Below are 13242 nucleotides of genomic sequence, written 5' to 3'. Positions count from 1 at the left end.
TGCTTAGGAAACGATATACTTTGCGATCGCAAAGTATATCTCTTTTCACCAAAAATGCAGAAAAATCGAAATTTTTCAATTTCCTATCCTTCTGCAAGGAAAAAGTACTGCCTGTATTTTGACTCTCTTATTTACGTTGCAGTGCGAAAAAAAGCACTATAATTTCACTGACAGTACCCGCAAGCATTCCATACGCTGCTGAAGTAGCTCCACTATGTCTAGTAAAAATCAGACTGCCACACACTATCAGGGTCAAAGCTGCGGCAACTAATGTTGCAAGATTAATGAACCAGTTCTTTGCTCGGTGAATCAGCAGCCCTTGAAACGTATTTTGCAGTGCTAGGAGCAAGGGTAAAAATGACAGTATTTGTACAACCGGACGAGCTGCTTCCACAAGAGATGGATTATTTCCCAAAAACTGGCTAAGTAATAACAATCCTTTGTCCGTAAAGCCAAGAAAAATTGGTACTACAGTAAAACCCAAACCGACAAGAACTACAAAAGCAACAAGTGTTCGCCTAGAAGTTTCTTCATAAGTAGAAATTACTACTTGTTGAATCATGCGTGTACCGTTGGCTATCGAAAGAAGTAGCCCCCAAGCAGCGGGCCACACAGCGAGTGCAAGACTACCGTCGAATGAGCGAGCAATGAGACTTAAGAGTATTGCCCTTGCACCCCAGACAATAAGCATTGTTGAGGCTAAAGGAAGATAGTAAAATGTGACTCCTGGAAAAGTTTTAGGCAGTTTCTTAGTTTCAGAATTTACTTGCTGGTTGAGAATAGAAATAGCGCCAAGACGCAAACAAAACCATGTGACCAATACTGCTTCAATAAGTATGCCTCCCATCATGGTGATACCTGCAAGAAATGCCCCATCACTTCTAAGACTAACCCCTACTGCCAGTGCCACAATTACCCAAGTCAATCGCGCCACACCTGCCCATCCTACAGCCACACTCTTTTGAGCGCGAATAAGCAGCCCTTGAAAGAATCGTCGCCAAGCAATAACGAAAGGCCACAGGAACATCAATAAAAAAGCAGTTCTCCCTTGCGCTGCAATAAATGGGCTAACACCAAATACCTCTAAAAGAAGCCAGTTATACAAAGGCTCCCAAGTGAGTAAAAGAAAAATGCCACTGAGAGAAAGTCCTGCAATTACTGTAAATTGCCAAAGTGCGCGCCGAGATTTGACTTGCCCTCCAAGAGCGGTTGAGGCATGAAGAATCATGATAATGGGGCTTTCTAGAAATACGGCAACCCCTTTGACTACCCCAACTCCGGCTAATGTCTCTTGTGGGAAGGCCAGGCGACTGAGTGCAGCAGTCTGAAGCGGATCGCCCAGAGTCATTGCTACATCAGTCAAGGAAAGAGGTATGAACTGGGCGAGTAACATCAATAGCGATCGCTGGGAAGCTATTTTATTACCTTCCTGTTCCTGCTGGGGTGAGATGTTCATGAAATTTTTCAGCACTATATGATGAGTCACTAAAAATACAGAGGAGTCAATGAGGCGATCGCATCATCAAGATGCTCCCCTTGTTTGAGAATAAACCCATGATGGTCAAGCCAATGGTCGTCGTAGACTGTTTCAAGGTATCTATCCCCTCCGTCTGGATTGATCATCAGAATCCGCGCACCCGCACCAAGAGAGCGCGCCAGATGCAAGCCACCAGCTACAATTGCCCCTGTTGATGCACCAAGAAGCAATCCTTCACGACGTGCGAGTGCATGACATACTGAGTAAGCAAGCGCCTCTGGTACCACGTAAGCACGATTAAGCAGCGAAAGCTCTAGATTAGGTGGAAAGAACGATAATCCAACACCCGTCATCTTGTATGGTTTTGCTGGGGTTCCCATAATGACTGAACCCTCAACATCAACGCCAACAATACGTATTTCTGGAAATCGCGGTCGAAGATAACGAGCAATTCCCATTATTTGTCCCGCAGTGCTAACACCAACAACGACAGCATCAAGATCGGAGGAAAAATGAGCTTCAATCTCACGCGCAGTGTAGTATGAATGTGCCTCCGTATTCAGAGGATTCAAGTGCTGGCATGGATACCAAGCATGAGGAATGGTCGCGGCAAGCTCACGCGCTCGTTTCATTCTTGCCTTCTGCATCGAGCCTGATTCGTCTGCCTCATGTAGCGGTACATCCACAAGTTCTGCACCATATGCTTTCAGCATTCGTCTAAACGGTGGAGCAGTTTTTGCATCGACAACAATAATGACTCGATACCCTCGGACTGCTCCTACCATAGCCAGACCAACGCCGAAATTTCCTGAACTTGACTCGATAATCGTACCACCAGGTATAAGAAGCCCTTCCTCCTCTGCACGTGTCACGAGATAGACTGCATTTTTCTCCTTAATAGACCCTCCTGGATTACAGCTCTCTAACTTCAAGAAACATTCTGAGACAACACATACAGGAGAAATATTCTTGAGTTTTACAATCGGTACATTTCCTATTGCCTCGGTAACATCAGCGGCAGTAATCTTTTTCCATTTACTATGATTGTTCCATTGACAGTTAGAAACGTTCTCGAATGATGAAGATTTTGCAAGCTGATTCATATTTAACATCCAAAAAATTCAAAAACTAGTAGGAATTATCAAGGCTGAATGAACTTGCTCATTGGAGCGGATTTTTATTTGCAATATCGTTACTACATTCTTTTATTGACGATACGAATTGTAGTGATTATTGCTTGTATAGCTAATCACCACTTAAAACTGTTTCAAGTTGACCAAAAGTAAATATCAATTAGGTCTGAGCGATAACTACCTGAGCAAGCCTTTAAGTCATGTCCACAAAAATATTGATATCCATTATGGAATCAACCTATTTTTTATCTTGAAGGAGAAATATGAAATCAAGATGAAATTTTCTATTTTGTCTTTAATAATTTCCCAAGTTCAGTATTCATAATGTGTTATTGTTATCTAATTGACTTCTCATTGTTGTATAATTTGAAGAAAGATTCAAAATAGAAGTCATAATTAATGATATGTCTGAATTTTCCACTAATTTAAGACTACGAAATTGAAAAAATTATGTGGCATTTAACCATTGATTCACTCGCAATTCGTACAGAATTTATATACGAATTCTGACTTTTGAAGTCTGAAGTTTTTCTTGATAAACATAACAACTTGATGTCCAATGCATATATATGTATAAATTAGAATTAGTTGCAATATTTATTTTTATAAATTCTAACTAAAGTTAGAGGTAGAATGCTAACTTCGCTTGTATATCAACTAATTAATGACAACAAATTTTCTAAATGTTCTTGAGATAATTGAAATTTCATCTTAATTTCATATTTCCGTGTCAAAATTATTATTGACTCAATAGATATCTTGCAAAACTTAGTTTCTATAACTCCTCAAACTAAGTTCACACCCTATTTTGGCAAGTTGGTCTACTGAGTCTTTTCTCTTTGATTATGTATCGCTAAGATACTAGTTATTGTTAGGTTTTGTATAGCTTAATTCTAATTCTTAAGAATTTCATCCTAATTTCATATCTAAGTGTCAACCTATTTATAGGGGTATCCCTACAGGGTAAGCGCATCTCAAATGCTATTGACAAGCGGGTTTAGGGGCATCATTATATTGGGATAAACAAGCAGCAAGAATCGTCAACATATAATTATTGTCCATAGCAGCTCGATTCGATTTTTGACGGTTACTACGCTTGAACGATTGCTCCAAATTTAACGCGTTAAGTGCAATTCGTCGCAGCAATGAAAGGTTTTGTGGAGCATGACCAGTACGGACGCGACAAGCATCTTCATTGAATGTGATGTCCAAAGTCCAATGTAGACTATTTTCAATACCCCAATGCAAACGGATAGCTTGCCCCAGTTTACGAGCATCGCAGTCCAAACTAGTTAGATAAAACTGAACTTCACGGGTAGTTTTGTTCCATAGATGTCGTACCCGAACAACCATGACAATACATTTAAGCCCTAGCCAATCCGAATAATTATGTAAAGGTGGCAGTTGAGAGATAGGAACACACCAAACTTGCCGTTTTTCGGTACGATGATGACCTTTTTCTATGCGTTCATCATAACTATTTGTAATACCTTCAAACCCAGAGTGGAAGTTTTGCTCAAACCAATCTTTAACTTGCTCGTGAAGTGTAGGATGGTTTCCCTTAAGCGATAAAACATAGTCAGCTTTTGCATTAAAAATCTGAGATGCAATTGCAGTTTGCGTACCCATTGCATCAATCGTAATAATACATCCTGCTAGGTCTAGCAATTCTAATAATGCAGGAATTGCTATAATTTCATTCGATTTATCGGCGACTTTCACTTGTCCTAAAACAAGGCGATACTGGCTTGACCACGCACTAACTAAATGTAAAGCAGATTTTCCTTGTTCTCTATCATAAGAACCTTTAAGAGTCTTACCATCAATCGGAATTACTTGTGCGCCAACTGTTTCAACTATTGACTGTACCCATCTTTGAAAGCATTGCTCAAATACTTTTGGGTTAATACGCTCAAATAGTCGTCGAAATGTATCTGCGCTGGGGATACCCCAGGATAAATCTAAAAATTCCTTCAGCCAATCATATTTGCTCAATCCATAATTTTCCATATCTTCCCACCCTTTACCTCCTGCAATGACTGACAATATTCCAATAATTAAAATATTCGTTAACAAATGGACACGAGTTCTTTCTACACGGGGGTCTTTTATATCACTAAAAACTAATTCCATTTTTTCTGTAAGTGCAGTCGCATTCCCTATACTTAAAGCTTTTGAGGTTTTAGTTGTCAGATTTAGAGACTTGAAACCAGATGCCATAAGATTGCCCCGTCAGGTAAGATAGACACTTTGTTTATTAGCCTACTACTTAACGTCTTTAATACTTAAATTGCCTCTGCCCACTTACAATTGTGCAAAATAATCTGTATTCTTCACTACAAAATTAGATGCGCTTACCCTGGGTATCCCTATTGCAAACTATGCACCTATTTATAGGGGTATCCCTATTGCAAACTATGCTTAAGTCACAAATCTACAACGAACCTTTAACTATTCAATTTGATATGAGGGTGCTGCTAGTCGAAGATGAGCCGGATTTGGGGGCTGCTATTAAGCGCACCTTAAATCAACAAAAGTACTTAGTTGATTGGGTAATGGATGGTACTGAAGCATGGGCTTACTTAGAAAATAGCTCGGCACAATATACAGTAGCGATTCTCGATTGGATGCTTCCTGGAATTACTGGTTTAGAATTGTGTAAAAGACTACGTTACAAAGGTAATCCTCTTCCTATCTTGATGCTAACTGCTAAAGATAGAATGGAAGATAAAGTTGCCGGACTAGATGCTGGTGCTGACGATTACCTAGTAAAGCCCTTTAGCATGGTAGAACTACTGGCACGATTGCGGGCTTTGCAGCGTCGCTCTCCGCATTTCCAACCTCAACAATTGACTGTTGGTAACTTGACTCTAGATTATGGCAACAGCACAGTTGTAAGACAACATACTACGGGTGAACAGCAAAGGATTCCTTTAACTAATAAAGAGTTCCAACTGCTAGAGTATTTTATGAAGCATCCCAACCAAATTGTTACTACCGAACAAATTCGTAACCAGATTTGGGAAGTTAATGCGGAATCTAGTAGCAATGTAGTGGCGGCGCAAATACGTTTGTTACGTCGCAAACTCACCAATAGCGACTGTACTAACTCAATTGAAACTTTGCACGGTATGGGATATCGTCTTAATTTCACCAATGAATCAGAATAAGCTGTTTCGACTTACTCGTATTCGGTTGGCTTTGTATTATGCCATCGTTATGGGTTTAATTTTAAGCCTATGTGCTTTCGGTTTTTATCGAGCAGTGTTCCATGCCCATGTGGTGGCTTTAGACAGTGAAATCGAGTCTGTAGCGGGAACATTACACGACAGTATCGAACTAAAACTACAGTCACCTGGACGTTTGGAACCATTGGCACATCAGTTATTCCCAAATATAGATAAATGTGGAACTGGAGCTAGTAATTGTATTCAACAACAGCCACATTCTAAACGTCATCTACTTGGTATCGTTACTAAAACCAGCTATTATATACGTTTTTTTGATACTTCTGGAAAATTAATTGCTACTGCTGGTTATTATCCAGAAGGATTACCTGACGTTTTTAATCAAAAAACTTGGCAATTTCTCAAAGACAGCAAAGGCAAAGATTACCATCAAATTACTCTAGGGTTGCATACCCAAAATTATCAAGATTGGGGATATATGCAAGTAGGGCGAAGTCTACAAGAGTTTAATCATTACTTGGATAGTGTGAAATTAGTTTTGGTATTAGGGCTGCTAGTTGCAATGGCTATGATTGCTGGTGCTAGCTGGTGGCTATCAGGATTAGCTATGCAGCCAATTTATCAATCTTATCGACAAATTCAACAGTTTACAGCAGATGCCGCACATGAATTACGAACACCTTTAGCTGCAACAGGTGCAACAGTGGAATCAGCACTTTTAATGCCGCAAATAGACCCTGAAGAGACACGGGATATTTTGCAAACTATACAGCGTCAGAATCAACGACTAACGGCTTTGGTTGTTGATTTATTGATGTTAGCACGTTTAGATAAACAAGCCCAAAAGTTACAACGTGAAAATTGTTGCATAAATGATATTGTTAGCGATTTAGTTGAGGAATTTGAAGCGATGGCAAATGCCGCAGAGGTAAAGCTAACATCTTTAATACAAGTGCATCAACCTCTGAATATCATAGGTAATGCTGACCAGCTTTATCGCTTGTTTTCTAATTTAATTGTCAATGCAATTCAATACACACCTAGAGAAGGGGAAGTAACGGTTTTATTAGACCGTAACGACCATTATGCTGTAATCAAAGTTCAAGATACAGGCATTGGTATCCCAAAACACGAACTGACTCGAATTTTTGATCGCTTTTATCGAGTAAGTAGCGATCGCTCCCGTAGCAGCGGTGGTTCTGGATTAGGATTAGCGATCGCTCAAGCTATTGTTCAAGCACATCAAGGTAAATTAAATGTACAAAGCGAATTGGGTCAAGGTAGTACTTTTACAGTTCAATTACCTTTGGATGTTGCTCCACTAAGGAGCGTAGGCGCAGCCCGCCGTAGGCATCGCTCTATCTCTCTATTGAAATTGATGTACCGCAATTTACGTAGTTAGTTATAAATAAAATTTTTTACCTAATACGAAGTTGCCAAAGATAATATTGTTACATTCTGTTATATTGAACAGAGCCAAGAAAATCCGACTTCTCCCTTAACAGTCATTGGATTATTCATCAGCCACTGACATCATTCAATCAAGACAGCCTATAGAGCATCAAGGTTATCAAACCCTTGTTTGCTAATCGCTCTTCTTCGTAAAGGCCAAATACACTCAGTGGGATTAAGTTGAGGAGTGTATGGAGGAATGGGGTACATAATGATGTCTCACCTGCATTCTTTTACTTCTCTACAACGTCGGTAGCGTTGGGTTAATTCTGCATAATCCAGGTGAGGAATGATCTTAATCCGAGTACGAGGCATTGCTGTACACCGATTTTACTTACCTTAAATAATACTATCTATCGCAACTTCGTATAAATTAAAAATTAAACAGCATTGATCCAAAAATCAGCTGTGACGATTTTGCCATTGCGATTAAACTGACCCCAGAGCTTATACTTTCCTGCTTGAGGAAAGCTAGTTATAAAATGAACCTGTCCAGCAGGAGTATCTTTTAGCGCGTGAGCATGAATGTAATCTGCTGCTGTTAATGAGGTTGACTGTCGCAGAATAACTAAATGTCCTTTTTCTCCTAAGTATGGCTGCAAGTCTGTAAGCGGTTGATTGTTAGAAGCATCTTGTAATTTAAACATTAAAGTAACTTCTTTACCAGCTTTCACAGTAGGTTCAGAAACAGCAAGATTAACTTTAGTATCATTGAACGTTTTACTGCGATTTAGGTTAATTCCTGGGGCAGTAATACTGTTTCCAGGAACTTGTGTTTTCAACACTGAGACTTGTTCTGTTTGACCAGCAGGTTTGTAGTCACTAAAAAATGTGTAATTGCCTGCTTGCGGAAAACGGGCTGCAACTTTAAACTGCCCATTTTCTTTATATGTGGGATGAAGATGACTAAAAAACTGAAGATCATCACTGACAAGAATGAGGTGCATGAGCTTTTCTTGGAAAGTGTCAAACTTTGCTATTGCTTTCCCATCCGAATCTTGAACATCAATCAATATCGGAATATTTTTATTAGGGGTAATAATGCTTGGGACTTTGAGTTTTGTCTGAGTAAATGCTTTTTTCCCATCACCTGTGCCACTTGTTGAATGTTCTCTGTGATTAATCTCACCTATAGAATGTTCTTCATGCTGATTTGTAGCAGCAGATATTGGTTTTCCTTTGTCTCTAATTAATAAGGAGCAACTTTGAATTAGTATCAAAGTAGTAGTTATAGCAATTGTATTCAGAAATCTATTCATTGATTTTGCTCTATTTTTTAATGATTGAAGTTATTCAAAAGTCTCAATTCGTCTGGGGAGTTAATATGGCAAGCATTAGAACCACAACTTTTAGTTGCCAAGGTGCTAATGTTAAACTGACAATTAGGCAAGCAACTGTAGATAAACTTGTTAATTCTGCCATGTCGTCAGTAGAATTTTTAAACAAATAACTAACTGCTAAACCAATCGTCAGTGGAATCAGAAAAAGTAAACTCATATAAGTCACCTCTCTTCTAAAAGCAGAAGGACTTTTCTGAAATGAATATTTGACTATCAGCAGTTCATTCAATGCTGACTACTGATAATAGAATAAACTCAAAAACCTAAACAGATGGATAGCCTATGGCAGCTATTACTTCTTTAATTTTAGTTTCAGGTGCTTGAGTTTCTATACTGACAATTTTTGTTTTTGTATCAGCTTGCACTGTTGCTGTAGAATCAATTGATTGAATTGCTTTGGTGATAGTATTCGCACAAGCAGAACAAGCGAGTTTGGGAACTGTTAGTTGCAGTGTCATAGTATTAAATTCCTGACTGAAGATAATTAATTTTTTGAAAATCGTTGAATAGATATACGCTTAATCTACTCGACTAAAATTAGTTTAATTTCTCCAGCTTACGGGAGAGTCAATAGGTAAAATTAAAAAAATAATTTCTTTATCAATTGATTTCTCTCAATAAAAAATCAGCATATCAACTTAGCTTAATGCGTTGATATACTGATAAAAAATTAAATGAACAGCTTGATTGTTTAATTTCTTTCAATAATAGGACAAATTGTTTTTTCAGGATTTTCAGGTATTGTTTCCCAACCAGAAACTAATCCTGATAATTCTTGTCTCAAAATAAGTAATTGCTGAATTTGTTCATCAATAGCTTTTACCTTTTCTTCTAGTTTAATTTTTATATGCTCACAAGGTAATTCCCCTCCATCATGAACATTTAAAAATTCCTTAATCTCTGACAAGCTTAATCCTAAGCTTTGAGCGCGTTTAATAAAGTGCAGTCGCTCCAAAACATCAGAGTTAAATAATCTAAATCCACCCTCGGTTCTCCCTAATGACCTGAGTAGACCTAGCTCCTCATAGTAGCGAATAGTTTTAATTGGTACACCGCTAGACTTGGCTACATTACCAATGAGTTTTGGCTCTTCTTGAACTAGCATATTTAGCTGCTCTCATGTTAAATAAGTTTATTTACCTTATCTTAAACTCTCCAGTTAGCTGGAGAGTCAAGTAAGAACAGGATCATCTTGCTAATTATTTGCTACTAGATTATGTGGCAGGTTTTACTTCCACGACACCACGATACATTTTCATACCGCAGGTGAATTCATATTCACCAGGATATTTAGGAGTAAATTCCACTGAAGTGGTTTGGTTAGGAGCAAGGTCAACGGCTAAGTCAAAGTCTGGTATTAGCAATTTATCAAAACACTTGCTCAGATTGTGACGTTGGAAGTCCAATCTTACTGGTTGTCCCACCTCCACAATTACTCGTTCTGGTTTGTAACCCTTTTCAACCATAACAGTCGCTTCTTGAGTACCTTCTGGTGTTTTCACTGCTTTTGTTGCTGACTCTGTAGGCAAAGAAAGCTCTGGTTGGATCTGGTAAGTAGATTGAGAAGTAGTTACTGGGGTTGCTTTTGCAGTCGAGTCAGTAGATTGAACTTCTATAACTCCTCGGAACATATTCATACCGCAGTTGAAGGTATAAGTACCTGCTTTGTCTGGTGTGAACTCAATGGGTGTGACTTCGTTGAGTGGTAAGTTTTTGGCGATATGGAAATCAGGTAGGCGTATTTCTTCAAGACAACTACTAGGGTCACGGCGTAGGAAATTAAGGCGGACTCTTTGACCTGCATTGACTAGAATTCGACTGGGTTCGTAGCCTCCATCTACAGTAATATCAATTTCTTGAATACCATCATGGGCTTCGGCTTTTTGGGACTTTGGTTTACTTAGGAGAAACCACCAAATTTCTAGTCCGATTAACCCTAAGCCGGCTGTTGTAACTGCACCTTTTACCCATAATGGTTGCTCAATGCGGCGGAACTGAGTTGTCTGCGATTGCTCGGTAGCTGGCATTTGATGATTCATCTGTGCAACTACTTTATCCGAGGCAACACTGAATGCCAATCCCAAGCTTGCTATACTGCTAAGAATTACTTTACTCAACATTTGCTACCTCCTTATGCTACTGGTTTAGCTTGAAATTTACGCAGACGTAGAGCATTTGTAACTACTGAAACCGAACTAAATGCCATTGCTGCACCTGCAATGATGGGGTTAAGCAACCAACCGAAGATGGGGAAGAGAATACCCGCAGCAATCGGAATGCCAGCAACGTTGTAGATGAAGGCGAAGAATAGGTTTTGACGAATGTTACGAATTGTGGCGCGGCTGAGTTGAATGGCTGTGACAATGCTTCGCAAGTCACCAGAGATGAGCGTAATGTCACTAGCAGCGATCGCTACATCTGTCCCAGTGCCAATTGCCATCCCCACATCGGCTTGGGCTAACGCTGGTGCATCATTAATACCATCACCAACCATTGCCACAATCTTTCCCTCTGATTGCAATTTCTGCACTGTAGCGGCTTTTTGGTCGGGGCGGACTTCTGCCAAAACACGCTTGATCCCAACTTCACGGGCAATGGTTTCTGCGGTGCGCCGATTATCTCCTGTGAGCATCACCACCTCTAAACCTAGTTTTTGCAAAGCGCGAACTGCCTGTATGGAGGTAGGTTTGATGGCATCAGAAATCCCCATTAATCCCTGAATTTGTCCGTCAACTGCAATCCAAATCGCAGTTTTGCCCAGATATTCCAAACGCTCTTTATCTTGTTGTAAGGCTTGGGTGTCAATGCCTAATTCTGACATCCAGCGTTGTGTACCAATTTGCACAAGATGACCAGAAACTATACCTTGTACACCACTACCTGCTACAGCTTCAAACTCCTTGACATCTGCTAACGTCACTTCTTGAGATTGGGCGTATCTCACAACCGCTTCTGCCAATGGATGTTCAGAATTGCGTTCCACAGATGCCGTAAGTTGCACCAACCTCATCTCATTGCCATTAGCAGTACCATTGATGGTGACAAAATCGGTGACTGTTGGTTTACCTTGAGTGATGGTTCCAGTTTTATCTAGCACGATCGTTTGGATTTTATGCGCTAGTTCCAAGCTTTCGGCACCTTTAATCAAAATGCCATTTTCTGCACCTTTACCCGTTCCTACCACTACAGAAGTTGGTGTGGCTAAACCCAACGCACAAGGACAGGCGATAATTAGTACCCCAACAGTGGTGATTAGCGCTAAAGTCACATTGCCTGTAAAATTAAACCAAATGATGAAAGTGAGCAGTGCGATCGCAATCACCGCAGGTACAAACCATCCAGTTACTTGGTCTGCTAATCTTTGAATTGGAGCTTTGGAACCCTGTGCCTGCTGTACTAATTGGACGATCTGCGCCAACACAGTATCACTTCCGACTCGTGTTGCCCGAAACTTGAAACTCCCAGTTTTGTTAATGGTAGCTCCAATCACTTCATCGCCTGGTTGCTTTTTAACGGGCAAACTTTCCCCTGTCACCATCGCTTCATCAATTGTGGATGCTCCCTCAATCACTTCCCCATCAACAGGAATCTTCTCGCCAGGACGAACCAGTATCACATCTCCAATCTGCACTTCTTCAATTGGGACATCTACTTCTCGTCCATTACGAATCAAACGCGCTGTTTTAGCTTGTAAACCAATCAGCTTGCGGATAGCTTCTGAAGTTTGCCCTCTAGCACGATTCTCAAATAATCTTCCTAGCAAAATCAGGGTAATGACAACAGCAGCAGTTTCATAATATACATCTGGTGTTAACCCTTGGTTAATGAAAAAGCTGGGGAATAAAGTTGGAAATAGCGAATAAAAATACGCTGCACTTGTACCCAAAGCAATTAGGGTATCCATTGTGGCAGCATGACGTTTTAAAGCTTTCCATCCATTAATGTAGAAGGAGTAACCACACCAGAACTGTACTGGGGTAGTAAGTATCAACTGTACCCAAGGATTATGCAGCCATACTGGGATAAAGGGTAAGTGCAACCCTGTCATCATAGGCAGTGAACCTATAACCAACACAGTGCTAATGATGCCTCCTACCGCCACCTTTCGCATTAAATCGCGGGATTCTCTTAAGCGGTGTCTTTTCTCCACATCGTCTTCTCCCGCCATCAGGTTTTGTTCTTGGAGTGGGTAAGCAGAGTAACCTGCTGCATCTACTGCTTCTTGAATAGCTTCTAAATCAGTTCTTTTAGGGTCATATTTAACTGTTGCCTGTTCTGCTCCAAAATTCACAATACATTCATCGACACCGGGGACAGAATTAATCGCGTCTTCAATGCTGCTGGCACAAGAGGCACAACTCATGCCGCGCAGTTTGAGTGTGGTATTCTCCATCTGGCTGCTCCAGTTACTAAGTGGTGTTAACTAACAACTAACTAATTTCATCTTGAATGCTCCAGTGAACTGGAGAGTCAAGAGGCCAGCTGAAGAATTTTTTTAAGCGCATATAAGCTTTATTCTTAGTCTTGGCGAGGCAATTTTCTAGGTTTGATAAATAGCGTCAAGAGTTGTTAAATTGTCTTGAGCGTCTGTTGTAGTTAGAGTAACAATTGGTACTCCCGCACTAGTAATAATGCGTTTTTGCTTATCTTGG

11 protein-coding genes are annotated in these 13242 nt (G+C 40.1%); 2 read left to right on the top strand and 9 right to left on the bottom strand.

The genetic code is table 11. The features are described 5' to 3' along the window. Nucleotides 1-127: 127 nt before the first annotated feature. From LC586_RS11165 to LC586_RS11155, 3 genes are all read right to left on the bottom strand, one after another. Nucleotides 128-1456 carry a hypothetical protein gene (locus LC586_RS11165; protein ID WP_229484608.1) on the bottom strand — a complete coding sequence of 443 codons (1329 nt, stop codon included), beginning with the start codon at nucleotides 1454-1456 and terminating at the stop codon, nucleotides 128-130. A 29-nt stretch (nucleotides 1457-1485) separates the two neighbouring features. Next, the gene (locus LC586_RS11160; protein ID WP_229484607.1) at nucleotides 1486-2580 is read right to left on the bottom strand and encodes a cysteine synthase family protein; all 1095 of its coding nucleotides are present in this window, start codon (nucleotides 2578-2580) and stop codon (nucleotides 1486-1488) included. A 1011-nt stretch (nucleotides 2581-3591) separates the two neighbouring features. Next, nucleotides 3592-4830, bottom strand: a complete 1239-nt coding sequence (locus tag LC586_RS11155) for an ISAs1 family transposase (RefSeq protein WP_438822887.1) — start codon at nucleotides 4828-4830, stop codon at nucleotides 3592-3594. Between the two features lie 197 nt (nucleotides 4831-5027). On the opposite strand from LC586_RS11155, the gene rppA reads away from it, so the two are divergent. After that, a complete protein-coding gene (gene rppA, locus LC586_RS11150) occupies nucleotides 5028-5780 on the top strand; it encodes a two-component system response regulator RppA (protein WP_229484606.1) in 753 nt (250 codons plus the stop codon). After that, a complete protein-coding gene (gene rppB, locus LC586_RS11145) occupies nucleotides 5767-7200 on the top strand; it encodes a two-component system sensor histidine kinase RppB (RefSeq protein ID WP_229484605.1) in 1434 nt (477 codons plus the stop codon). Before rppA ends, rppB begins: the two co-directional genes overlap by 14 nt. Before the next feature lie 430 nt (nucleotides 7201-7630). Here rppB and LC586_RS11140 read toward each other — a convergent pair whose 3' ends face one another. The 6 genes from LC586_RS11140 to LC586_RS11115 all read right to left on the bottom strand — a co-directional run bounded on the left by LC586_RS11140 (nucleotide 7631) and on the right by LC586_RS11115 (nucleotide 12983). Then, nucleotides 7631-8509, bottom strand: coding sequence for a DUF8832 domain-containing protein (locus LC586_RS11140; RefSeq protein ID WP_229484604.1), 879 nt, complete (start codon nucleotides 8507-8509; stop codon nucleotides 7631-7633). A 43-nt stretch (nucleotides 8510-8552) separates the two neighbouring features. Continuing rightward, on the bottom strand, nucleotides 8553-8747 hold the full coding sequence (locus LC586_RS11135) for a hypothetical protein (protein ID WP_229484603.1): 195 nt from the start codon (nucleotides 8745-8747) through the stop codon (nucleotides 8553-8555). 106 nt (nucleotides 8748-8853) lie between these two features. Further along, nucleotides 8854-9048, bottom strand: a complete 195-nt coding sequence (locus tag LC586_RS11130) for a heavy-metal-associated domain-containing protein (protein WP_069069475.1) — start codon at nucleotides 9046-9048, stop codon at nucleotides 8854-8856. A 233-nt stretch (nucleotides 9049-9281) separates the two neighbouring features. Then, nucleotides 9282-9695: a heavy metal-responsive transcriptional regulator gene (locus LC586_RS11125; protein WP_229484602.1), complete on the bottom strand. Its 414-nt coding sequence runs from the start codon at nucleotides 9693-9695 to the stop codon at nucleotides 9282-9284. Between the two features lie 109 nt (nucleotides 9696-9804). Next, nucleotides 9805-10710, bottom strand: a complete 906-nt coding sequence (locus LC586_RS11120; protein WP_229484601.1) for a cupredoxin domain-containing protein — start codon at nucleotides 10708-10710, stop codon at nucleotides 9805-9807. An 11-nt stretch (nucleotides 10711-10721) separates the two neighbouring features. Next, the gene (locus LC586_RS11115; RefSeq protein WP_229484600.1) at nucleotides 10722-12983 is read right to left on the bottom strand and encodes a heavy metal translocating P-type ATPase; all 2262 of its coding nucleotides are present in this window, start codon (nucleotides 12981-12983) and stop codon (nucleotides 10722-10724) included. Between the last annotated feature and the right edge of the window lie 259 nt (nucleotides 12984-13242).

Source organism: Nostoc favosum CHAB5714 (assembly GCF_020829495.1).
Taxonomy (GTDB): domain Bacteria; phylum Cyanobacteriota; class Cyanobacteriia; order Cyanobacteriales; family Nostocaceae; genus Nostoc; species Nostoc favosum.
This window is presented reverse-complemented; position numbering and strand designations above follow the sequence as displayed.